The organism is Actinomyces johnsonii (assembly GCF_006546835.1).
Taxonomy (GTDB): domain Bacteria; phylum Actinomycetota; class Actinomycetes; order Actinomycetales; family Actinomycetaceae; genus Actinomyces; species Actinomyces johnsonii.
Map to the genome: position 1 here is coordinate 223,173 of NZ_VICB01000004.1, position 23,073 is coordinate 246,245.

Genomic DNA, 23,073 nt, shown 5'->3' on the forward strand with positions numbered 1-23,073 from the left:
CGTTCCTCCTCCGCCGAGAGCGACATGTTTCGCGTAGGGGCACGGAAAAACAGTTGCCCTTCGCGAAAAGTGTTCTTCTCGGTGGAGGGAGGGCCTCGCGGTCAGGCGACCATCTCCCGGTAGCGGTGGACCACCAGCTCGGCGACCGCCGGGTGGTCGCCGATGGGAGCGGCCACGACATCGGCGCCCGTGGAGTGCAGGGCCCGGTGGAAACGCCCCTCCGCCAGCAGGTAGGTGGCCACGCCCACCCGCCTGGCACCCCGGGCCCGGGCCGTGCTCACCGCGTCACGGACGCCGGGGCGCGCACCCGAGAGGTAGGCGGGCGTAACTCTGCGCCCCAGACGCGCCTCGAGCAAGCAGGTGATGGCCTCAACCTCCTCCAGCGCTGCCGCCTGACGCGATCCGGCCGCGCCCAGGACGACATGATCTAGCCCTGCGATTCCGCCCAGGGGAGTGGATGCCTCGTGAAGCCGCTGCGCGACGGCCTCCACCAGGTGCTCCTCGACCCCCAGGTGTTCGGTGACCGTCCCCGATCCGTGCCGGTCCACCGCGGCCGGTACGTCATTGAGGACGTGATAGCCGCGGGCCAGGAAGAAGGGCAGCACCACCGGATCCACCAGCCCCTCGAGCGCCGTGGCCGGGTCCGGGGGCTGGAGTTCGATGTAGCCGGTGCGCACCTCCACTCCCGGCAGGATCGTGCGGACGCGCTCGGCGGTACTGAACATGACTGAGGACGGCCCGGGTCGGCGCGAGCCGTGGGCGAGCAGTACCAGAGGACGGGTACTCATACCGGCTCCACCACCAGATCTGCGTGCGTGCGAGAACGGGCCGGCTCGACCGGCGTCGGCCCGACGGGACCACCGGCGGTGATCGGATCGTCCGGTGCGGCGGCCCCAGGTGCGCGGTCGTGCCGGTGGGTGGATCGGACCTCCTTAAGCGCCTGATCGGTCTCCTCGCGGACGTCCTTGGCGGTAGTCCGCGCCTTGCGGACCGCCAGAGCCAGGAAGGCCGCCCACACCGCCCCGAGTGCGCCGTACAACAGGACCCCAGTCCGGGCTGAGGACCCGGCCCAAGACAGCAGGACACGCAGGTTCGTGGCCAGGATCAGACCGCCGACGGCAGTGCCCAGCACCGTTCCGGGCAGACGGGAGACCAGCCAAGCGGCGACCGGTGCAGCCACCAGCCCGCCGGCCAGCAGGGCCAGGACGATCCCGAGGCTGATGCCCGCCGTTCCCAGGCCGGTGAGGAAACCGGCCGAGGCCGCCACTGTCACGAGGAACTCCGAGGCCCCCACCGAGCCGACCACTGTGCGCGGTGCCGTGCGACCGCCAGTGAGCAGGGTTGTTGTCACCACCGGACCCCAGCCGCCACCGCCGGTGGCGTCGACGAAACCGCCCACCAGCCCCAGGGGAACCAGGAGCCGCCTGCCGTGCGGGGAGCGCCGGCTACCAGAGCCTCGGGGCGGGCGCAGGGCGAAACGCCCCAGAACATAGGCCCCCAGCAGGATCAGCAGGCTCGCCGTCACCGGGGTCGCCGCGCGGGTCGACAGGTGTGACAGGACTGTGGCGCCGCTGAAGGCCCCCACCGCACCGGGCAGCCCCAGCCGGACCACCAGGCGGGGGTCGGTGTTGCCCAACCGCCAGTGGGAGGCCCCCGAGGCCAGGGTCGTGCCGATCTCAGCCAGGTGCACCGAGGCCGAGGCCAGTGCCGGACTCAGCCCGGCCAGAAGCAGCAGGGAGGACGAGGTCATGCCGTACCCCATCCCGAGGGCGCCGTCGACCAGCTGAGCGGCCAAACCGACGAGGGTGAGAAGAACAAGCTTGCGCATCAGTGACTCCAGGACGTTCGGTCTGCATGTGCCGAGGCGGGTTAGGCGGCGGGATTCGCCGGCCGGGTCACCTCGACGACTCGGTCGGCCCAGTACGGGCTCAGGGTGACGACGTCGCCGATGACGATGACCGCGGGGGCGGTCACGCCGTACCGGGCGGCGACGTCGGCCAGACATCGCAGCTCGGTGGTGGTCACGCGCTGGTCGGGGTGGTAGCCGCGCTCGATGATCGCCGCCGGAGTGGCCGCGTCGCTGCCGGCCTCCAGCAGGGAGGCGACTGAGTCCCGCAGCCGGGAGACCCCCATGAGCAGGATGAGGGTGTGATCGCGGCGCTGGGGGAGCACCCCGAGATCCGCATGGGCCGTGATGACTGAGAAACCGCGCGACAGCCCCCGGTGGGTGACGGGGATCCCTGCCGCGGCGGGCACGGCGATGGCACTGGTGATCCCCGGAACGACCTCGACGGCGACACCGGCCTTGCGGCAGGCGGCGGCCTCCTCTCCGCCGCGCCCGAGCACATAGGGATCGCCGCCCTTGAGACGGACCACCCCTTTGCCGCGGCCGGCCAGGTCGACCAGGAGCGCATCGATCTCTTCCTGGCTCATGACGTGCCGGCCGCGCCGCTTGGAGGCGTCGATGACCTCGGTATCGGGTCCAAGGTCCTCCAGGAGGTCCCGGGGCGCCAGCGCGTCGACGACGACCACGTCCGCCAGGCCCAACAGCTCCAGGCCGCGGGCGGTGATGAGACCGCTGCTGCCCGGGCCACCGCCCACCAACGCCACCCAGCCGGCGGTGGCGGCGTGGGGGGAGAACTCGCGGGGCATGCCTCAGCTCCTGCCTGGGGAAGCGGCCGCACCCGGTTCACTGCTGCCAGCGCCCGCCAGCTGCACCATGCCCGCCCCGAGTGTGCCGCCCTCGTGGGCGTCGATGAGGAGGAAGGCGCCGTCGGACCGTGAGACCGAATAGTCGGCCAACGGCACCGGCGAGGCCAGACGCAGCCGCACCAGGCCGATGTCATTGAGCTCAAGAGCATCCGCCGGCACCGTGGTCAGGTCGTCCAGGTCGAGGCGGCCCTCAATGGTGCGCACGATCGCCTGGACCGTCTGGGCACCGTGCTTGAGCAGCACCCGCTCCCGGGGGCGCAGGGACTCCTCGCTCAGCCAGGACACGCGGGCGGAGACCTCGGTGAGCACTTGGGGCGCGTCGCCCGCCGCGGCCAGGGTGTCGCCACGGGCGACGTCGACGTCGTCAGCCAGACGAACCGTCACCGACTGGCCCTCGACGGCCTCCTCCAAGCTGCGCTCGCCCAGGTCGATGCCGGTCACGCGCGATCGCCTGCCCGAGGGCAGGACCACGACGGGGTCGCCGACACGTACCGTGCCTGAGGTGATCTGCCCGGCGTAGCCGCGGTAGTCGCGCAGCTCGGGCCTCGGCGCCGCACCCTGGGGGCGGATGACCAGCTGGACCGGGAGACGGAAGGAGCCCTCATCGCGGGCGGTGGGCAGGGACTCCAGAAGCCCCAGCAGGGTCGGCCCCTCGTAGAAGGGCGTGCCGGCCGAGGCCTCGACGATGTTGTCCCCCAGGAGCGCGGAGGTAGGAAGGACATGGATCTCGGCCACACCCAGCTCCGCGGCCACGGCGCGGATATCGGCCTCGATGGCGGTATAGACCTCGGCGGAGAAGTCCACCAGGTCGATCTTGTTGACCGCGACGATGACGTGCGGGACCCGCAGGAGGGCGGCGACCGCCAGGTGGCGGCGTGTCTGCTCCAGGACCCCGTTGCGGGCGTCCACCAGCAGCACGACGACGTCGGCCGTGGAGCAGCCGGTGACCGTGTTGCGGGTGTACTGCACGTGCCCGGGGCAGTCAGCCAGGATGAAGGAGCGCTGCGGGGTGGCGAAGTAGCGGTAGGCGACGTCGATCGTGATGCCCTGCTCCCGCTCGGCCCGCAGCCCGTCGGTCAGCAGTGCGAGATCGGCACTGGTCAGCCCCCTGTCCAGGCTGACCTGCTCGACGGCGGCCAGCTGGTCTCGCAGGACGGACTTGGAGTCGAACAGCAGGCGGCCCACGAGCGTGGACTTGCCGTCGTCGACGCTGCCGGCCGTGGCCAGTCGCAGCAGCGAGCCGGTGGCGGCGGCGCGCGCCTCGGCCTCGGCGGGGATATCGGTGAGGGTGGGGGTGCTCATCAGAAGTAGCCCTCCTTCTTGCGGTCCTCCATGGCCGCCTCGCTCAGGCGGTCATCGGCGCGGGTGGCTCCCCGCTCGGTCAGGGTGGAAGCGGCGACCTCCAGGACGATGTCGTGGTTGGTGGCGGCGTCGGACTCGACGGCGCCCGTGCAGGACATGTCGCCCACGGTGCGGTATCGCACCGTGCGAGTAACCACCTGCTCACCGGCGCGCAGCGCGTTGACGCCGCCGGCCGCCAGCCACATCCCGTCACGCAGGAAGACCTCGCGCTCATGGGCGTAGTAGAGGTCGGGCAGGGAGATGTCCTCGCGCTCGATGTAGCGCCACACGTCGAGCTCGGTCCAGTTGCTCAAGGGGAAGACCCGCACGTGCTCCCCGGGACGGTGACGGGGATTGAGCAGATTCCACAGCTCGGGGCGCTGGTTGCGCGGGTCCCACTGGCCGAACTCGTCACGCAGGGAGACGATGCGCTCCTTGGCCCGGGCCTTCTCCTCGTCGCGGCGTCCGCCGCCGAAGACGCCGTCGAAGCCGCCCTCCTCGATGGCGTCGAGAAGCGGGATTGTCTGGAGAGGATTGCGTGTGCCGTCGGTGCGCTCGCGCAGACGGCCGTCGTCGATGTAGTCCTGGACGCGGGCCACCACCAGCCGCAGGCCGAGGTCTTCGACCGTCTGGTCGCGGTAGGCCAGCACCTCGGGGAAGTTGTGACCGGTGTCCACGTGCAGGACGGGGAAGGGGATCGGAGCGGGCCAGAAGGCCTTGCGCGCCAGGTGCAGCATGACCACGGAGTCCTTGCCTCCGGAGAACAGCAGGACGGGGCGGCGGCATTCGGCGGCGATCTCCCGGATGACGAGGATGGCCTCGGCCTCCAGGACGTCAAGAATGCCCAGGGCCTCGGCGGCCATAGGGGCCTCGGAAAGGTCGGCGAGACCGGACGGTTCGAGGTCCGGCGCCTGAATGGGGTCAGGGGAGGGGGCAGGGGCCGGCTGGGTGTGGGTCAGGGTGATGCTCATAGGTGGATTCCGCATTCTGTCTTGGTGAATCCGGCCCAGCGGCCGGAACGGGGATCGTCTCCGGGTTTGACTCGCGCTGTGCACGGGGCGCAGCCGATCGAGGGGTATCCGTCGTACAGGAGGGGGTTGATGAGCACGCCGTGCTGGTCGGCGTAGCCGGTCAGGTCCTCCATGCTCCAGGCGGCCAGGGGGTTGATCTTGACGATCTCGTGAGTGGAGTCCCAACCGACCAGGGGCGTGTGGGTGCGGGTGGGGGCGTCCTCTCGGCGCACCCCGGTGGCCCACGCCTCGTAGCTGCTCAGGGCCCGGGCCAGTGGCTCGACCTTGCGCAGACGGCAGCAGGCGACCGGGTCTCGCGACCACAAGTCCGGTCCGTAGAGCTCGTCCTGCTCGGCCACGGTCAGCTCGGGCGTCACGTCGACGACGGTGACGTCCATGGTGGCGGCCACCGCGTCGCGGGTGCCCATGGTCTCCGCGAAGTGGTACCCGGTATCCAGGAAGAGGACGTCGACACCGGGAAGGACCCGGGAGACCACGTGAGGCAGGACGGCATCGGCCATGGAGCAGGCCACGGCGAGTGTGTCGGGGAAGTTCTGGGCCGCCCACTGGACGACGTCGAGGGCAGGGGCATCGTCACCGAGCTCGCGCGCGCCGGCCTCGGCCAGGGCACGCAGCTCCTGCGTAGATCGCAGCGGAGCCCGGCCTGTGCCCTGAGACTTCGGGGCGACAGCAGGATCGTGGCGTGGCAGGTCCAGGTGCACCCGGGTGCCCTTAGCGGTAACGGCGCTCACTGCAGGGCCTCCTCATCGGCTCGGTGCGCCCACTGGGCGAAGGTCTCCTCGGGAATGCGCTGATCCAGGTACCGGCGCACCAGGCGCTCGACGTAGTCGGTCAGGTCGGAGGCGGGAACCTTGAGGCCCCGCACCGTACGGCCCAGGCCGGCCTCGGCGCGTCCGTCGGCTGCCAGGCCACCGCCCAGGTGCACCTGGAAGCCGGGCACCTGCTCGCCGTCGACCGTGATGATCTGGCCCTTAAGGCCGATGTCCGCGATCTGGATACGGGCGCAGGAGTTCGGGCAGCCGTTGACGGTCAGGGTGATGCGCCGCTCGAGGTCGGTGTCGGCCAGGCGAGCATCGAGCTCGGACGATACGCGCGCCGCCAGCTTCTTGGTCTCCACGATCGCGAACTTGCAGAACTCCAGTCCGGTGCAGGCCAGGGTCGAGCGGGTGAAAGCGCCCGGATTGGGATCGAGCCCCAGCTCTCGCAGGCCGGCGACGGCGTCGTCGACTTTGTCAGCCGGTACGTCCAGGAGCAGCAGGTTCTGCAGAGGGGTAGTGCGCACCCGGTCTGAGCCGACCCTGCCGGCCAGGTCGGCCAGGCCCAGCAGGACGTCGCCGCTCAACCGGCCGACGGGTGGCTTGGCCCCCACCCAGAAGCGGCCGTCCTTCTGCTCGTGGACGCCGATGTGGTCGGAGTCCCCGCTTGGCTCCTCAGGTGCCGGGCCGTCGGGCAGGGTGCGTCCCAGGTAATCCTCCTGGAGGACCTGGCGGAACCTCTCCGGCCCCCACTCGGCCATGAGGAACTTCAGTCGGGCCTTGTTGCGCAGGCGACGGTACCCGTAGTCGCGGAAGATGCGGATGACGCCGTACCAGACGTCGAGGGCGTCCTCCGGCGTGACGAAGGCCCCCAGCCGCTGGCCCAGACGTGGGGCGGTGGACAGGGCGCCTGCCACCCACAGGTCGTAGCCGGGACCGAGCTCGGGGTGGTTGACGCCGACGAAGGAGATGTCGTTGATCTCGTGGAGGATATCGAGGCTGGGGGAGCCGGTGATGGCGGTCTTGAACTTGCGGGGCAGATTGGCCAGGTCGGGGTCGCCCAGGTAGGTATCCTTGATGGCCCGTGCCAGCGGGGTCGGATCGATGACCTCGTCCTTGGCGATGCCGGCCACCGGGGAGACCAGGAACCCCCGGGGCGTGTCCCCGCAGCCCTCGATCGTAGTCAGACCCACCGACTCCAGGCGCTGCCACAGCTCGGGCACACTGCCGATCTCCACCCAGTGGAGCTGAATATTCTGGCGATCGGTGATGTCGGCGGTGCCGCGGGCGAAGTCGTTGGAGACCGAGCCCAGCACGTGAAGCTGCTCGCGGCTCAGGCTCCCACCGTCCAGACGCACCCGCTGCAGGAAGTAGCGGTCGGAGAGCTCGGAGGCGTCCAGCCGGGCCGTACGGCCGCCGTCGATCCCCTGCTTGCGCTGGGTGTACAGACCCCACCAGCGGAAACGGCCGTTGAGGTCGTCGGGGGCGATGGTCTCGTAGCCGCCTGGGCCGTAGGTGTTCACGATCCGCTCGCGTACCGCCAGCGGGGACCCGTCCTGTTTGAAGGCTTCGTTGTCATTGAGCGGCTTACGCCCGTCGAGGGCCCACTGGCCGTTCGACTGGGCCTTGCGCGGTGGGCGCACGGTGCGGGCAGGTGGCGTGACGGTGGTGGTCATTGCTCCTCCATGACGGTGGCGTGTCATTGGCACGTGAGGAGCGTCCGGGGCGGCCTGGTGCGCGCTGCTGCGTACAGAGTCTGCAGAGCCGTTCGGTTGGCGTCAGCCGTCTCAACGGGGCCTTCCGGACGCTTCATTGCGCCGGATACCTCGTTGCGGGGGTTGAAGTCCCCGTGGTGTCAGGCGCTGGTCAGGCCCGACAACACATGACCGCGTGAGCACGCAGAATGTCAGCGGGATAAACACCGCTGAAAAGAGCTGCGTGAGAGAAGGTCATGGCCGAAACAATAGCGACGGGTTTATCTGACAGCAAGCAAGAACGATGTGTGCTTCCAGTCACGAGGTCGTTGCCAGGGGCGATCTTTTTTGCGTAAGCGAGCGAAAAAATGGCGGCCTTACGCGGGACATGTCCCGTCGGCGCGCGAAAATGGTTGGGAGCGGGGTGGGACCTGCCGGCTCGCGTTCGCGGCTACGCGCCCAGCTCGCGATCCCGTTCGACGATGGCCTCGAAGGCGCGTACGACGGCGTCGGAGAAACCGGCACGCTCCAGGGCCACCATGCCGGCCACCGAGGTGCCGCCGGGGGAGCAGACCGCGTCGATGAGGTCAGCCGGGGTGCGGCCGTGCCCGCCCTCGGTGGTGCGCTGGGCCTCGGTCTGTACGGTACGGGCAGTCCCCAGCACCGCCTGGGCCACGATCTGGACGGCCAGGGCCTTGGGGATGCCGCCCATGACGCCGGCGCGCGCCAAGGCATCGACGAAGGCGCACACCAGGGCGGGGGAGGAGCTCGCCAGACCGATGAAGGAGGAGAAGTCCTTCTCCTCCAGGATCACAGTGCGCCCGATGGACTCCATGAGGGTGCGCACCGTCTCCAGGTCGTGAGCACCCACGTTGCGCCCCGGGGCCAGCGCCGTCATCGACTCGCCCACGGCCGCCGCCATATTCGGCATGGTGCGCACCACCCGGGTGCCGTCGGGCAGCATCGACTCGAGACGCTCGAGCGTGAGACCGGCCGCGATGGAGACCACCAGGGGTTTGCTGCGGCCGATGGCTTCGGACAGGCGGGTCAGGACGGTGGGGATGACGTAGGGCTTGAGGCCCAGGATGAGGACGTCGCTACGCAAGACCAGATCGGCGGCGTCGGGCACGTGGACGGCCCCGACCTGGGCAGCCAGGCGCTCAGCGGAGCCGTGCTTGCTGGTGAGAAGCAGGTGCCCGGCCGGCGTTCCCGCGGCCACCGCCCCCCGCACGATCGCGCTGACCATGTTGCCGGCACCGATGAAACCGATCCGCATGAGGGCCTCCTGCTCGTCTGTGATGTGAGACCAACACGGTACCGCGCCGGTGCCCCGGACGGAGCGACTTCCGGGGAGTCGGGTGTCTGGTGCCGCAGGGACCTCGCCCCGTGCGGCACGCGCAGCATCCGGTTCGCCCTACAGGACCATGGCGGCGATCCAGCCGGCGATGAGCAGGGGGATGTTGAAGTGCAGGAAGGTCGGGATGACCGAGTCACGCATGTGGTCGTGCTGTCCGTCGGCGTTAAGACCTGCCGTGGGACCCAGCGTGGAGTCCGACGCCGGTGAGCCGGCGTCCCCCAGCGCTCCTGCGGTCCCGATGAGGGAGACTGTGGCAACCGGCGAGAAGCCCAGGGACAGGCACAGTGGCACGTAGATCGCCGAGATGATCGGCAGGGTGGAGAAGGACGAGCCGATTCCCATGGTCACGATGAGACCCACCAGCAGCATGACAAAGGCGGCCGCGGGCTTGGAACCGGCGAACAGGGAGGTCGCCGACTTCACCAGCGGCTCGATCTGCTTGGTCTCCTTCAGGACGGCGGCGAAGCCCTGGGCCGTGATCATGATGAGCCCGATGAGGGCCATCATTCGCATGCCGCCGGTGAAGACGTCGTCGGCCTCGGCGATGGTGACGACCCGCGTGGCCATGAACAGCAGCAGGCCCATGAGCGCCCCGACCAGCAGCGGGTCGGCCTCGGAACCCGTCCAGGTCAGTACGGTCTGGACCGCGAAGCAGGCCACGACGGCGACCAGCGCGATCGCCACCTTGCGGCGGTCGATCTCGACGGGACCGGAGATCTCCTCGCCCGAGTCGGAGTCGGTGCCGGTGTCGATCCGGTAGGTACGGGGTTTGCGGTAGGTGACGAACACGGCGATGAGCAGGCCCGTGATCATGCCCAGCGCCGGGATCCCCATGGCGTGGGTCGCCGAGATGCGGGAGACATCCAGGCCCGCGTCCTTGATATTGGCGTAGAGGATGTCATGGAGGAAAACCCGCCCGAAGCCCAACGGCAGGAACATGTAGGTGGTCACCAGGCCGAAGGTGATGGCGCAGGCCACCGCACGGCGGTCCAGCTGCAGTCGACTCATGACGATGAGCAGCGGCGGCACCACCAGCGGGATGAAGGCGATATGAACCGGGATGAGGTTCTGGCTCATGATCGCCATGGCCGTCAGTCCTCCCAGCACCATCATCGTGGTCACGCGCACGACTCGCTGGGAAGCGGAGCCGTCCTCGGTCTCGATCCTGGCGATGAGCCAGTTCGCCAGCAGCTGGGGCAGGCCCGAGTGCGCCACTGCCATGGCGAAGGCGCCCAGCAGGGCATAGGACAGGGCGATCTTGGCGCCGTCGGCCAGCCCGTTCTGGAAGGCCACCATCGTCTGACTGATCCCCAGGCCCGCGCTCAGCCCGCCCACGAGCGCGCCGACGAACAGTGAGAGCACCACATGGACGCGCAGCGTCGCCAAGATGAGCATGACCAGGACGGCGAGGATGACGGCGTTCATGGAGAGCCTTCCGATGGGGACGGGCTGTGCTGTGTTTCGCGAGCGGTCCTGGGCGGGGCCCCCTGCGAATCGGGGACGATTGTGCCAGGCGGGCGTGACGGGGACGTATCGTGGACCGATGAGCGAGAACCGCAACAATGTCACCAGCAGCATCCCATCGGCCCGCCGCGCCCTCGTCACCGGGGCCTCGACCGGTATCGGCGCCGCAACCGTCAGGCTTCTGCGCTCCCACGGCTGGGAGGTCGTCGCCACCGCGCGGCGGGTGGAGCGCCTCGAGGCCCTCGCCGCCGAGACCGGCTGCACCTGGGTGGCCGCCGACCTCCAGGAGCCAGACGACGTCGAGCGCCTAGCCCGCGAAGTGCTCGACGGTGGCCCGGTCGATGCGGTCGTCAACAACGCCGGTGGCGCGCTGGGGGTCGACCCGGTCGCTGAGGGCAGCGCCCAGGAGTGGGCCACTATGTATGAGCGCAACGCGCTCGCCGCCCTGCGTGTGAGCCAGGCCTTCCTTCCCGGTATGCGCCGGCGGGGCGGGGACCTGGTGTTCCTCACCTCGACGGCCGCACACGACACCTACCCCGGCGGGGGCGGCTACGTGGCCGCCAAGCACGCCGAGCGGATCATCGCGAACACGCTGCGCCTGGAGCTGGTGGGCGAGCCGGTGCGCGTCATCGAGATCGCGCCCGGCATGGTGGCCACCGAGGAGTTCTCCCTCAACCGTCTCCACGGTGACGCCGAGGCCGCCGCGAAGGTCTACGCCGGCGTCGCCGAGCCGCTGAGCGCCGACGACGTCGCCGCCTGCATCGTCTGGACGCTGGAGTTGCCCGCCCACGTCAACATCGACTCCATGGTGGTGCGGCCGCGGGCCCAGGCCTCCAACACGCTGGTGGCCCGCGAGCAGTAGGGGAGAGAGCTTGCCCCAAGACCGGTGAGCCGCCGGTGTGCTGCTGAGGGACTGCCGGACATAGGTGGCCCACAGGTCTGACCTGCCGCGGGCACAGTGCGGGGTCCTAACGTGCGTCCCAGTCCCGGCCGGGCCGGGAATCAGACTGAAAGGACACCCATGAGCAAGCACGTCTCCTCCGGTGACGACAACGCCGCGGCCTCCCAACGCGACGCGGTCACGGAGAGCCTCACCACTCGGGGAACCGCCGACGACGCCGAGAATCGCCTTCCGCAGGGCGCCCCCGGCGGTCGGAACGGCGACGGTACCAAGGACGCCGTGGGCACCGCCGCGAAAGACTCGGTGAAAGACTCTGTCAAGGACGTCACGAAGGACTCCGCCAAGGAACCCGGAGCGAAACGTACGCAGGCCGGTGATGCCGCCGGTGCCACCGCGCAGATCCCCGCTGATCGTTCCGATGGGGCGGCTGCGGATGCGTCGGCTGGCAAGACTCGGGCGGCTGGAGCCGGCAGTAGTACCGCCGACACGAGATTGGCAGGGACATGGGTGTCCCCGGATACTCAGAACGCCGCGACCATCGGCGTGGGCGGCCCCGTCGCCGACGCTGCTAAGAAGGCGCGCGCCAAGACTCGCAAGCCCTGGTACCGCCGTCGCGTCGTCGTCGGAGCTGCCGGGGTCGCATTGCTGGCGGGATCGTTCGCGGCCGGTTGGGGGACCAACGAGCTCCTCGGCAATGACAGCCGTGACGGCACCGCCGGCCGCGCTCAGCAGGACTCCGGCAACGGGCAGGGCATGCCCGGAGGGGGCCCGGGCGGTCCCGGCAGGCAAGGAGGCCCCGGGGGCCAGGGCGGTGCCGGTGGGCAGATGCCCGGTGGCGGCCCCGGAGGTCAGGGCGGCCCCGGCGGGCACAACGGCCAGGGCGGTCCAGCGGGAGGTTCCGGTGGAGCCGGCCGGACCACTCCCAACGGTGACGCGCCCGGCGGCTCCGGTTCGGGCGAGGCCGGTCAGCAGGGCGGCTCCGGTTCCTCGGGTGTCCTCCAGCAGCAGGACTCCACCGAGGGCACAGAGGGCTGATGGCGTCGCCATCGGGTTTCAACGTTTTCTGCAAGGACAATGCGCAGCTGTGTTTGTCCCCGATCGTTCCCGAAGTCTCGGTTGAGGTCGGCGGACTCGGCGACGGTCGCTGATACGTTATGCACCGTTCGCCGTGATGGAACACGAAGGGAGTACTTCGATGACTGATGCACACCCTCGCATGGCGCTCGGCACCATGCACTTCGGCACCCGCCTGCCCGCCGCTCAGTCCCGGGAAATCCTCGACGCTTACCTGGATCTCGGCGGCCTGTGGATCGACACCGCCAACTGCTACGCGTTCTGGGGCTCCGAGACCGGGTTCGGGGGTCAGAGCGAAACCGTGATCGGCCACTGGCTGTACGACCGCGGGGTGCGAGAACGGGTGAGGATCAGCACCAAGGTCGGCGCGGAGCCGACTCGCCCCCATGGCTTCCCGGGCGCAGTGGAAGGCCTCGGGAAGGACACCGTCAACCGGGCCATCCGGGACAGCCTGCAGCGCCTGCAGACGGAGCGCGTCGACATGTACTGGGCTCATATGGAGGATCGAGAACAGCCGGTCGCGGATATCGCCGAGACCTTTGGCGACCTGGTTGATCAAGGACTGACCGCACGGATCGGGCTGTCCAACCACCCGGCCTGGTACGCCGCCGCAGCCAACGTGTACGCCCAGCAGCGGGGCTTGGCCGGCTTCAATGCTCTGCAGCTGCGGGAGTCCTATCTTCACCCCAGGCCAGACGTGCCTGTTGAGGGCGAGGATCATCCACACGGGATGATGACGATCGAGAGCAGGGACCTCGCCGAGCGCTGCGGACTGGACCTGTGGGCCTACACGCCGCTGCTGACCGGCGCCTACGAGCACCCGGAGCGCCCGCTTCCCGAGGCCTACAGGCATCCGGGGACTGACAACCGGCTGATGGCGCTGCGCAAATGGTCGGACAGTCTGGCCATGAAGCCGAGCCAGGTCGTTCTGGCCCTCCTCAACGCCCAGCAGCCGGCCATCACCCCCATCGTGGGCGTCAGCAGCGTCACCCAGTTGACCGAGGCGGTCGAGGCGACCCGTTTCAGCCTTCCAGAGGAGGCCGTCGAGGAGCTCAACGCAGCCGGCTAGACCGAGCGGATCCGAGCCGGCGATCAGCAGCCCACAGATCAACATTTTCTTCAGGGACGACGCGTATCCGTGTTGTCCCTGAAGTTCTTGTTGGTGTCTGCAGAATCAGTTACGGTCGCTGGCTCCGGGACAGGTGGGCACCCAGCCGCTATTCCAACCGTGAGTGTGGGGAGGACGACGTTGTCGGGAGTGGCGATGAACTGGCCCCTACGGTGCGCCGCCCACTACACTCCCCGGAGCAAAGGCACAGACCCGGCCATCACCGGCGAGCCTCCGGAAGAACCGGGCCGCTGCGGCGCACCAGCACCGCCGGCCCTCAGTAGAACCGGACGGGACAGCCCGTCACAGCTGGAAACGAAGCGGTCGTGCAGGCCGTCCCAGTCGGGGCGCGCAGCACGGCAAGCGAGGTGGTACCGCGGTGCGGCACCAGCCGGACGCCAGTTCCGGCCGGGAGCCGTCGTCGTCCTCGTCAGGCCCAGGGCATCCGCCCGGGGCGGCAGGAACGAGTGAGACGAGAGCACACCGCGATGGTTGAGAAGATGGCCGACAGCACCGCCACCGCCGGCAGCAGCGAGCCGACCGGCGCCGCCTTCTACCCCTTGCACCGGCCGGGGGAGCAGATCGACCCCTCGCCCTCCTTCCCCGCCATCGAGGAGGAGGTTCTGGCCTACTGGAAGACCGACGGCACCTTCCAGGCTTCCATCGACAACCGCGGCGAGCCCTGCGACGAGTTCGTCTTCTACGACGGTCCGCCCTTCGCCAACGGCCTGCCCCACTACGGCCACCTGCTGACCGGATACGTCAAGGACGCAGTGGGGCGCTATCAGACCCAGCGCGGCAAGCGCGTCGAGCGCCGCTTCGGCTGGGACACCCACGGCCTGCCCGCCGAGCTCGAGGCCCAGCGCCTGCTCGGCATCGACGACGTCACCGAGATCACCCGCCCCGGCGGCATCGGCATCGAGAAGTTCAACGAGGAGTGCCGCACCTCCGTCCTGCGCTACACCAAGGAGTGGGAGGACTACGTCACCCGCCAGGCGCGCTGGGTCGACTTCGACAACGACTACAAGACCCTCGATCCCGACTACATGGAGTCGGTGCTCTGGGCCTTCAAGCAGCTGTGGGACAAGGGACTGGCCTACCAGGGCTACCGCGTCCTGCCCTACTGCTGGCACGACCGCACCCCCTTGAGCAACCACGAGCTCAAGATGGACGACGACGTCTACCAGGACCGCCAGGACAACACGGTCACCGTGGGACTGCGCCTGGAGGAGCCGCTGCGCCAGGGCGCCGAACGCCCCGAGTTGGTCCTCATCTGGACCACCACGCCCTGGACGCTGCCCTCCAACGTGGCCATCGCCGTGGGCCCTGACGTCGAGTACGCGACCGTCCACGTCGATGAGGACCTCGACTCGCCGGTCGCCGGCCAGGACGTCGTCATGGCGCGGGACTTGCTGGGCTCCTACGCCCGCGAGCTCGGTGAGGAACCGCAAGTGCTGGCCACCTGCACCGGGGCCGACCTGGTGGGGCGGCGCTACCACCCGATCTTCGACTACTTCGACGACGCCGCCCACCGGGCCGAGGGCGCCGCGCCCGGACCGAAGGCCTGGACGATCATCGCCGCCGACTTCGTCACCACCTCCGACGGAACCGGACTGGTCCACATGGCCTCGGCCTTCGGTGAGGACGACATGATCGCCTGCTCCGGGGCCGGCATCGAGACCGTCGTCCCCGTCGACGACGGCGGCTGCCTGACCGAGGAGATACGCGACTACGCCGGGCTGCAGGTCTTCGAGGCCAACAAGCCCATCGTCGCCGACCTGCGTGACGGCACCGGCCCGCTGGCCCGCCGCGACGAGAGCCAGCGCGCCGTCCTGGTGCGCCAGGCCTCCTACGTGCACTCCTACCCGCACTGCTGGCGCTGCCGCAAACCGCTCATCTACAAAGCGGTCTCCTCCTGGTTCGTACGCGTCTCGGCGATCCGCGACCGCATGGTCGAGCTCAACCAGGACATCGACTGGTACCCCGGTCACATCAAGGACGGCATCTTCGGCAAGTGGCTGGCGGGCGCCCGCGACTGGTCCATCTCCCGCAACCGGTTCTGGGGTGCCCCCATCCCGGTGTGGGTCAGTGACAACCCCGACTACCCGCGCACCGACGTCTACGGCTCCTACGCCGAGCTCGAGCGCGACTTCGGCGTGGAGGTCACCGACCTGCACCGGCCCTTCATCGACACCCTCGTGCGCCCCAACCCCGACGACCCCACGGGCAAGTCCATGATGCGCCGCATCCCCGACGTCCTGGACTGCTGGTTCGAGTCCGGTTCGATGCCCTTCGCCCAGGTGCACTACCCCTTCGAGAACGTCGAGTGGTTCGAGTCGCACTACCCGGGCGACTTCATCGTGGAGTACATCGGCCAGACCCGCGGCTGGTTCTACACTCTCCACGTCCTGGCCACGGCCCTGTTCGACCGGCCCGCCTTCACCTCCTGTGTCTCCCACGGCATCCTCCTGGGCAACGACGGGGCGAAGATGAGCAAGTCGCTGCGCAACTACCCGGACGTCTCCATGGTCTTCGACCGCGACGGGGCCGACGCCATGCGCTGGTTTCTGCTCTCGGCGCCGGTCATGCGCGGCGGCAACCTCGTGGTCACCGACAAGGCCATCCGCGACACGGTGCGCCAGGTGGTGCTGCCGCTGTGGAACACCTGGTACTTCTTCGCGCTCTACGCGGGCCAGGTGGGGGAGACCGGCTACGTCACCGACGGCGTCGACCTCGACGACGCGAGCCTGTTCGCCAAGCGGGGCGGCCTGCACGTCATGGACCGCTACGTCCTGGCCCGCACCAAGGACCTGGCCGATACGGTGGCCGCCCAGATGGACGGCTACGACATCACCGGTGCCTGCGCCACAATCCGCGACTTCCTCGACGTTCTCACCAACTGGTACCTGCGCACCTCGCGTCAGCGCTTCACCGACGGCGACAAGACCGCCTTCGACACCCTGGCCACAGTGCTGCGCGTACTCACCGAGGTCATGGCCCCGCTGGCGCCACTGGTGAGCGAGGAGATCTGGCGCGGCCTGACCGGCGGACGCTCCGTGCACCTGACCGACTGGCCGGTACTGCCGGTCCATGTCGCCGACGCCGAGCTCGTGACTGCCATGGATGAGGCCCGTGCTGCGGTCTCGGCGGCCCTGAGCCTGCGCAAGGCCGAGAAGCTGCGCGTGCGTCAGCCGCTGCGCAGTCTGACCATCGCCACGGCCGACCCGGCCGGACTGGCCCCCTTCCGGGAGCTCGTGGCCGAGGAGGTCAACGTCAAGGAGGTACGGGTCCTGGACGCCGAGTCCGCCGGCTACGAGGCCAGGGCGGACCTGACCCTCAACCCGCGCGCCTTCAGCCCCGAGGTCCGCAAGCTCACCTCCAAGCTCTTCGCCGCCGTCAAGGCGGGCCAGTGGGAGCTCACCGAGGACGGGGACGTCCGCTTCGACGACGTCCTGGCGGGCGGCGCCCCCGTGGTCCTAGAGGCGGAGGACGGCGCCTTCACTCTGAACACTCGCATCGAGGTCGACGACGACTCCCTGGCCGCCACCATGCTGCCCTCGGGAGCCTTCGTGGTCCTGGACACCGCCCTCGACGACGCCCTGGAGGCCGAGGGATGGGCCCGCGACCTGGTGCGCCTGGTCCAGGACGAGCGCAAGGCCGCCGGCCTGCACGTAGGCGACCGCATCCGCCTGGAGCTGACCGTCCCCGAGGACAAGGGCGCCTGGACCGGCGCCCACCTGGACCTCGTCAAGCGGGAGGTCGGCTGTGTGAAGGCCTCCGTCATCGCCGCCCCCGGCGTCAAGGAGCCCACCGCAACGGTCGAAAAGGTCATCGAGAAGTCCACGGAGGTGGACGGGGCCTGACCGAGACACGGGCCTGAGCACCTATGGGGCCGGCAGACCGCATGAAGTGGTCTGCCGGCCCCACAGGTATGTCCAGCCACCAGGATTCTCGGCTTGTATCGCGATGGAACACGTGAAAGGGTGCGGCACCGAATCATCATCTCCGGTTGAAGGAGCCTCAACAACTTTCTGCATAGGGACGGGCATCAGTATTCCCCCTGTGCTCCAGGTCTCATGATGAGCGATTCGAGTGCTATTATCAGCCGTGGAAACTCGGCCCCTGAGACCCATGTGATTGAAAAACTGAACTGTTTCTGGGACGGGCTGTTACTGCTGAGCGGCAGCACACAGTTTCCGCTGAAACACTCCAGATTTCCCCCGCGGACGGACCTCAGTGTCGAGGTCCATCCGGTATCCCATTCGGCTCCCCCCTCCAACGAAAGAGACCCTTGTGACGCTCTCGGAGCAAGCCCGATCCGCGTGGGCCAAATTCGGCTACAACCCCGAGAATCGCCACTGGCTCCCCCTCTGGCTGCATCTGCTCGACGCCGCTGCGGTGGCCGAGCACCTCGCCAGACGCTGGCTGGCGCCCACCGTCTGCGAACTCATTGAGCGCGAGTTCGAGGACTCCGACTCAGGACTGACCCCGGTGGAAGAGTTCTGTCTGCTCGCCTCCTGGATCGCCGGTGTGCACGACATCGGCAAGTGCACCCCGGCCTTCTCCGTCCAGGTCCCGGGACTGGACGACCGCATGAAGGAGGCAGGGCTGATCCACGAGCCGGTGGATCCTCTCGAACGGCGCAAGGTACCGCACGCCCTGGCTGGGCACTTGATCCTGGAGAACTGGCTTATGGACGGGCACGGTTGGGACCTTGAACCCGCCGAGGCCCTCGCCTCCGTCGTCGGCGCCCATCATGGCATCCCGCCCACGACGGCGGCTCTCACCACCGACTACTACGGGCATGAGCACCTCCTCGGCGAGGATGAGACGTGGAGCGCGACCCGCCGCGAGCTCCTCGAACTCGTCACACGACGCACCGGCGCCGCGGCTCTTCTTCCTCACTGGGCGCGCCACCGATGGTCCCAGCCCTTCCTTGTGGAGCTCTCGGGGCTGCTCATCGTCTCGGACTGGATCGCCTCGACCGAAGCCTATTTCCCGCTGCTGCCCCTCCAGGACGATGGTGCGCGCCTGCTCGCGCCCGACGCCCATACCCTTCGTGTGGCCACCGGCCTGTCGCGTCTGGAGATCCCCGCGCCATGGCGTCCCTGCGACGAGGGCACCGCTCCCGGCTGCCTGCTCACCAGCCGTTTCAACCTGCCCGACGATGCCCGCGCCACCGACGTCCAGGTGCGCACACTCCAGGCCGCCCGCTCCATGGGCCTGCCGGGCATGCTCATCGTCCAGGAGTCCGCGGGAGGAGGGAAGACCGAGGCGGCCCTTATGGCCGCCGAGGTGCTCGCCGCCCGCACTCGCCGCTCCGGAATCCTCTTCGCCCTACCCACCCAGGCGACGACAGACGCCATGTTCTCTCGCGAGCTCGACTGGCTGGAGAGTATTGAGCAGGCCTACGCCGACGAGGGAGCGCCGTCGGAGTTCGCCGCTCAGCTCCTGCACGGACGGTCTCGACTCAACAAGGAGGCCCAGCTTCTGCGACGCCGCGGTTACGAGATCCGCGACCGGCTCCTCGGATCGCTCGACGACTCGACCGGCGAGACCCCACGCCCTATCGGGATCGGATGGGATGAGGAGGAGGCTCGAACGGGCCGTGCCGCAGACTCCGAGGACGGCCGCAGAGCCGACCTGGCGATCCTGGCCTGGTTCAGTGGGCGCAAGAAGTCGATGCTGTCGGACTTCGTCGTCACCACCGTGGACCACCTGCTGTTCGGGGCAATGCGTTCCCCGCATCTGGCCATGCGACACCTGGGACTGTCCCGCAAGGTCGTCATCGTCGACGAGGTGCACTCCTACTCCACGTACATGAACGTCTACCTGGACCGGGTCCTGACCTGGCTCGCAGCCTACGGGGTTCCGGTGGTGCTCCTGTCGGCCACACTGTCCGAGGCCCGCTGCTCGGCCATGGTCGACGCCTACCGACGGGGCCTGCGCCTGGCAGTGGGGGAGCGTGTCCACCGTCGTCCCGCCCCCGAGAACGTGCACACTCCCTTCCCCTGCCTGGTCACTGCTGGTGAAGATCGCATCGAGGTCGTCCCGACCGCGTCGGGACGACGCAGCACAGTGCGGATCAGACGGCTTACGAAGGATGCTCTGATCCCGCTCTTGGAGGAGGGCCTCGTCGATGGCGGCTGCGCGTTGGTGGTCCGCAATACGGTGCGGCGCGCCCAGGAGACCTATGAGCGGCTGCGCGAGCACTTCGGCGAGGACGTCAGTCTCAACCACGCCCGGTTCACGATCGGCGACCGGCTCGCCAAGGACAAGGATCTTCTCAACCGCTTCGGCCCTCCGCGCAAGGCTGGAAAGCGCCCGAGCAGAGCCATCGTCGTCGCCACCCAGGTCGTCGAGCAGTCCCTCGACGTCGATTTCGACCTGCTCGTCACTGACCTCGCTCCCATCGACCTGGTTCTCCAGCGTATGGGACGCCTGCACCGTCACCAGCGGCGGCGGCCGCCCCGACTTGCCGAGCCCGCCTGCTACATCGACTGCCTGCCGTCGACGTCGTCCCCCGAGCCCTCGTTGGAACCGGGGGCCAAGGCGATCTACGGCGAGCAGGACATGCTCATGAGCGCGGCCGCACTGGACCGGGTGATCGACGGCTCCGGCATCGTCACGGTTCCCGACGATGTCCACGACCTCATCGAGGCCGTCTACGGTCCCGATGCCCCAGTGCCGCCGTCGTGGAAGGAAGCCGTCGACCGAGCTCGGGAGACATACGCGACGAGCAACCGTGCGAAGCATGAGGCCGCTCAGGGTTTTCTTCTGAATGAGCCCGAGCGGAGAGGGAAGAGTGCCTCCCTGATCGGCTGGCTGCACGTGACGGCCTCCGACAACGAGGAGAGGGGACGCGCCCAGGTCCGCGACGGCGAGGACTCCCTCGAGGTCATCCTCCTGGACCTGCGCCGGGTAGGCGGCCAGGAGGAGCTGCGCACCCTGCCATCCGCACCGGAGGCTCCAGGAGCCATGATCCCCACAGACCGCGCCCCGGACAAGAAGATCGCCCGCGCCATGGCCTTGTCCGCCGTGAGGCTGCCTCCGCGCCTGAGCAATCCGCACCGGATTGACCAGGTCATCGATGAGCTGGAGAAATGCGTCGTGCCCGCTTGGCAGGATGATCCGCAGCTCCGAGGACAGCTGTTCCTTCTCCTGGATGAGGGCCGGGCGCAACTGGCCGACACCGTACTCGAGTACTCCCCATCCACCGGACTCAAGGAGGTCCAATCAGAATGACGCAGCGTTTCAATCTTCTCGACGAGCCCTGGATCCGGGTGACCAGGCTCGACGGCGCTCCCGACGAGGTCTCCCTCCTCACCCTGTTCCGGGAGGCGACGGACATCGCCGGGATCCACGGCGAAATCGCCAGCCAGGACGTGGCCATCCTGCGCCTGCTGCTGGCCATCTGCCACCGCGCCATGGATGGGCCGGAGGACCTGGACACCTGGAGGGAGTACTGGGAGGAGCCCGAGCGCCTGGGGCGGGACGCCAGTGCCTACCTCGAGCGCTACCGGGAGCGCTTCGACCTGCGCGACCCGGACCGTCCCTTCTTCCAGGTTGCGGGTATCCACGCAGCATCGGGCAAGACCTCGGGGCTGGAGTCCCTCATCGTGGATGTCCCCAACGGAAATCCCTTCTTCACGACTCGTATTGCTCAAGGACTGGAATCCATCGGCTGGGCGGAGGCGGCCAGATGGCTGGTTCACGTTCACGCCTTCGACCCGTCCGGCATTCGCACCGGAGCCGTCGGCGACCCTTGGGTCAAAGGGGGAAAGGGGTATCCAATCGGCCCCGGGTGGACAGGGCAGATCGGCACCGTGACCGTGACGGGCGAAAGCCTGGAGCGGACGCTGCTCCTCAACACTGCCGTCTGCGAGGACCTCCCTGATCTGGTTGACGTCGATCCGGAACAGGATCTCGCTCCGTGGGAGCACGAGAATGACGGTCCGGCGGGTTCCCATGACCTGGAACCTACGGGACCTGTTTCCTGCTATACGTGGCAGACGCGCCGCGTGCTGCTGCACGGCGATGATGCGGGAGTCACCGGTCTTTTCCTCGGCAATGGAGACAAGGCAACACCTCAGAACCGGTATCTGGTGGAACCGATGACCGCATGGCGCTTCTCCGAACCCCAGACCAAGAAGTTCAAAACGCCCGTCTACATGCCGCGTAAGTTGCCGACGGACAGAGCATTCTGGCGGGGCCTGTCAACCGTCGTGGCTCAGCTGAGTCCGAAGGTTACGGTAAAAGGTGCAGGGGAAGTGACACGATACCGTTCTCCCGGTGTCGTCTCCTTCTATCAGGAGCTCATGCGCCGCAGAATCGTGCCTGCAGGCGGCCTCATTCCTTTACGTGCCGTCGGCATTGAGTACGGAGCCCAGGAGGCGGTCGTCACCGAGCTCGTTGACGACGTCCTCTCCCTGCCTGCTGGCCTACTCGACCCCGAGAACACGCGACTGCTCGCCGTTGTGCACGACGCTATGGAGGAGACGGAGCATGCCGCCTCCGCACTGCGGAACCTGGCCGGGAACCTGGATCGTGCTCGCGGTGGGAGCCCGGATACGGCGTCGGCTGCGCGCGAGCATGCCAGTGCCGCCTTCTACCAGGTCATTGATGAGCGTTTCCCCCGATGGCTCGCATCCCTCGACGCAGCGGACCCGGTCAGGGCACGCGAACAGTGGCGCAGGCTGCTGCGCTCCGAGGCATGGGAGCAGCAGGAGGCGCTGGCATCCGCCGCGCCTGATACCGCCTTCGCCGGGCGTGGAGAGGGAAAGGGACGGATGGACGTCGGCAAGGCGTTGTTCTTCTTCCGCCGTGCTCTGAACGTGGCCGTACCGGCACCTGCGCAGCAAGACAGCACCGCTGAGAACAATAAGAATGAAGAAAGGACACCGGCATGACTGTGTCGGATACCAGTACACACGCCAACCCCGCGGATGCACTACCGCCCGGAGTGAGCCAGCGGCCCTACCGTCCGCGGCTGGAGGAGAATGCCGGTCGCCTCGTCGACCAGCGCATTGGCGGAACGAAGAGGCAGGAGGGCCTGCAAGCCCGCTATCGGCGCAATGAGGCTCGAGCACGCGGCGAGCTGGCCGCTCTGCGCAAGGGCGCGAACAGACCTCCCGGAGAGCTCCCCGAGATCTGGGCGCTCACTAGCGTCCACGTTCCCGACTATGCGGGAGACTCCCCAACGTGGGAGGAGATTGCCGTCCATACCGCCATGACGCTCTATGCCGTGCACCAGCAGTCACGGACCGAACCTATGTTCGTGCCCGGAAGAGGGCTCGGCCATGCCGCCCGCAGCCTGATCGGTCCACCTGACGACGAGAACCCTTCGGCCCGAGCGCGCTTCAACGCCCTGGTCACCTCGACGACCGTCACCGAGCTACGCCACCACCTGCGGGGCTTCATCTCGCTACTCCGAGCCCGGAGCATCTCTTTGGATCACGCCATGCTCGCAGACGACATCCTCCACTTCCAACAACCGGGCGGAGCCAGAAAGGTTCGTCTGACCTGGTCACGGGAGTACCAGTTCCTATCTGCCGAATCCCTAGCCTCTTCCGACGATGCCACCCCGGCATCTGCGACCAACTCAACGACAACCGCGCCAACCCCGGAGAACTGACA

Annotated in this window: 16 protein-coding genes; 7 read left to right on the forward strand and 9 right to left on the reverse strand. The window is 68.4% G+C overall.

From position 1 onward, the window contains the following. Nucleotides 1-101: 101 nt before the first annotated feature. From FK256_RS03725 to FK256_RS03765, 9 genes are all read right to left on the reverse strand, one after another. Entirely contained in the window at nucleotides 102-788 is a 687-nt protein-coding gene (locus tag FK256_RS03725; protein ID WP_141423758.1) for a sirohydrochlorin chelatase, read from the reverse strand. Next, nucleotides 785-1,828 carry a sulfite exporter TauE/SafE family protein gene (locus tag FK256_RS03730; RefSeq protein WP_141423759.1) on the reverse strand — a complete coding sequence of 348 codons (1,044 nt, stop codon included), beginning with the start codon at nucleotides 1,826-1,828 and terminating at the stop codon, nucleotides 785-787. Before FK256_RS03730 ends, FK256_RS03725 begins: the two co-directional genes overlap by 4 nt. 41 nt (nucleotides 1,829-1,869) lie before the next feature. Beyond that, entirely contained in the window at nucleotides 1,870-2,652 is a 783-nt protein-coding gene (gene cobA, locus FK256_RS03735) for a uroporphyrinogen-III C-methyltransferase (RefSeq protein WP_141423760.1), read from the reverse strand. 3 nt (nucleotides 2,653-2,655) lie between these two features. Then, a complete protein-coding gene (locus tag FK256_RS03740) occupies nucleotides 2,656-4,014 on the reverse strand; it encodes a sulfate adenylyltransferase subunit 1 (RefSeq protein ID WP_141423761.1) in 1,359 nt (452 codons plus the stop codon). Then, the gene (cysD, locus tag FK256_RS03745; protein ID WP_141423762.1) at nucleotides 4,014-5,024 is read right to left on the reverse strand and encodes a sulfate adenylyltransferase subunit CysD; all 1,011 of its coding nucleotides are present in this window, start codon (nucleotides 5,022-5,024) and stop codon (nucleotides 4,014-4,016) included. The genes FK256_RS03740 and cysD overlap by 1 nt, the downstream gene beginning before the upstream one ends. Beyond that, a complete protein-coding gene (locus FK256_RS03750) occupies nucleotides 5,021-5,773 on the reverse strand; it encodes a phosphoadenylyl-sulfate reductase (RefSeq protein WP_425321576.1) in 753 nt (250 codons plus the stop codon). Before FK256_RS03750 ends, cysD begins: the two co-directional genes overlap by 4 nt. A 38-nt stretch (nucleotides 5,774-5,811) precedes the next feature. Beyond that, on the reverse strand, nucleotides 5,812-7,515 hold the full coding sequence (locus tag FK256_RS03755) for a nitrite/sulfite reductase (RefSeq protein WP_141423764.1): 1,704 nt from the start codon (nucleotides 7,513-7,515) through the stop codon (nucleotides 5,812-5,814). Nucleotides 7,516-7,984: 469 nt separating this feature from the next. Further along, complete coding sequence (gene proC, locus FK256_RS03760; RefSeq protein WP_141423765.1) at nucleotides 7,985-8,809, reverse strand: pyrroline-5-carboxylate reductase; 825 nt, start codon at nucleotides 8,807-8,809, stop codon at nucleotides 7,985-7,987. 138 nt (nucleotides 8,810-8,947) lie between these two features. Continuing rightward, nucleotides 8,948-10,315: a Na+/H+ antiporter family protein gene (locus FK256_RS03765; RefSeq protein WP_021605579.1), complete on the reverse strand. Its 1,368-nt coding sequence runs from the start codon at nucleotides 10,313-10,315 to the stop codon at nucleotides 8,948-8,950. A 118-nt stretch (nucleotides 10,316-10,433) separates the two neighbouring features. Here FK256_RS03765 and FK256_RS03770 point away from each other — a divergent pair, with 118 nt between their 5' ends. From FK256_RS03770 to casB, 7 genes are all read left to right on the forward strand, one after another. Next, on the forward strand, nucleotides 10,434-11,216 hold the full coding sequence (locus FK256_RS03770; protein ID WP_021610210.1) for an SDR family oxidoreductase: 783 nt from the start codon (nucleotides 10,434-10,436) through the stop codon (nucleotides 11,214-11,216). A 159-nt stretch (nucleotides 11,217-11,375) separates the two neighbouring features. Then, nucleotides 11,376-12,290 (forward strand): hypothetical protein, encoded by a 915-nt coding sequence (locus FK256_RS03775; RefSeq protein WP_141423766.1) that lies wholly within the window; start codon nucleotides 11,376-11,378, stop codon nucleotides 12,288-12,290. A 160-nt stretch (nucleotides 12,291-12,450) separates the two neighbouring features. Then, nucleotides 12,451-13,398, forward strand: coding sequence for an aldo/keto reductase (locus FK256_RS03780; protein ID WP_141423767.1), 948 nt, complete (start codon nucleotides 12,451-12,453; stop codon nucleotides 13,396-13,398). A 527-nt stretch (nucleotides 13,399-13,925) separates the two neighbouring features. Beyond that, nucleotides 13,926-17,300 carry an isoleucine--tRNA ligase gene (ileS, locus tag FK256_RS03790; protein WP_141423769.1) on the forward strand — a complete coding sequence of 1,125 codons (3,375 nt, stop codon included), beginning with the start codon at nucleotides 13,926-13,928 and terminating at the stop codon, nucleotides 17,298-17,300. Between the two features lie 430 nt (nucleotides 17,301-17,730). Next, nucleotides 17,731-20,682, forward strand: coding sequence for a CRISPR-associated helicase Cas3' (gene cas3 / locus FK256_RS03795; RefSeq protein WP_141423770.1), 2,952 nt, complete (start codon nucleotides 17,731-17,733; stop codon nucleotides 20,680-20,682). Further along, nucleotides 20,679-22,346 (forward strand): type I-E CRISPR-associated protein Cse1/CasA, encoded by a 1,668-nt coding sequence (gene casA / locus FK256_RS03800; RefSeq protein WP_021604906.1) that lies wholly within the window; start codon nucleotides 20,679-20,681, stop codon nucleotides 22,344-22,346. Before cas3 ends, casA begins: the two co-directional genes overlap by 4 nt. Beyond that, complete coding sequence (gene casB, locus FK256_RS03805) at nucleotides 22,343-23,071, forward strand: type I-E CRISPR-associated protein Cse2/CasB (protein ID WP_141423771.1); 729 nt, start codon at nucleotides 22,343-22,345, stop codon at nucleotides 23,069-23,071. The genes casA and casB overlap by 4 nt, the downstream gene beginning before the upstream one ends. Nucleotides 23,072-23,073: the final 2 nt, after the last annotated feature.

Coding starts and splice junctions, on each gene's coding strand:
- cobA (WP_141423760.1), bottom strand. CDS start 2,652: ATGCCCCGCGAGTTCTCCCCCCACGCCGCCACCGCCGGCTGGGTGGCG.
- FK256_RS03725 (WP_141423758.1), bottom strand. CDS start 788: ATGAGTACCCGTCCTCTGGTACTGCTCGCCCACGGCTCGCGCCGACCC.
- casA (WP_021604906.1), top strand. CDS start 20,679: ATGACGCAGCGTTTCAATCTTCTCGACGAGCCCTGGATCCGGGTGACC.
- proC (WP_141423765.1), bottom strand. CDS start 8,809: ATGCGGATCGGTTTCATCGGTGCCGGCAACATGGTCAGCGCGATCGTG.
- cysD (WP_141423762.1), bottom strand. CDS start 5,024: ATGAGCATCACCCTGACCCACACCCAGCCGGCCCCTGCCCCCTCCCCT.
- FK256_RS03730 (WP_141423759.1), bottom strand. CDS start 1,828: ATGCGCAAGCTTGTTCTTCTCACCCTCGTCGGTTTGGCCGCTCAGCTG.
- FK256_RS03740 (WP_141423761.1), bottom strand. CDS start 4,014: ATGAGCACCCCCACCCTCACCGATATCCCCGCCGAGGCCGAGGCGCGC.
- ileS (WP_141423769.1), top strand. CDS start 13,926: ATGGTTGAGAAGATGGCCGACAGCACCGCCACCGCCGGCAGCAGCGAG.
- FK256_RS03775 (WP_141423766.1), top strand. CDS start 11,376: ATGAGCAAGCACGTCTCCTCCGGTGACGACAACGCCGCGGCCTCCCAA.
- casB (WP_141423771.1), top strand. CDS start 22,343: ATGACTGTGTCGGATACCAGTACACACGCCAACCCCGCGGATGCACTA.
- FK256_RS03770 (WP_021610210.1), top strand. CDS start 10,434: ATGAGCGAGAACCGCAACAATGTCACCAGCAGCATCCCATCGGCCCGC.
- FK256_RS03765 (WP_021605579.1), bottom strand. CDS start 10,315: ATGAACGCCGTCATCCTCGCCGTCCTGGTCATGCTCATCTTGGCGACG.
- FK256_RS03755 (WP_141423764.1), bottom strand. CDS start 7,515: ATGACCACCACCGTCACGCCACCTGCCCGCACCGTGCGCCCACCGCGC.
- FK256_RS03780 (WP_141423767.1), top strand. CDS start 12,451: ATGACTGATGCACACCCTCGCATGGCGCTCGGCACCATGCACTTCGGC.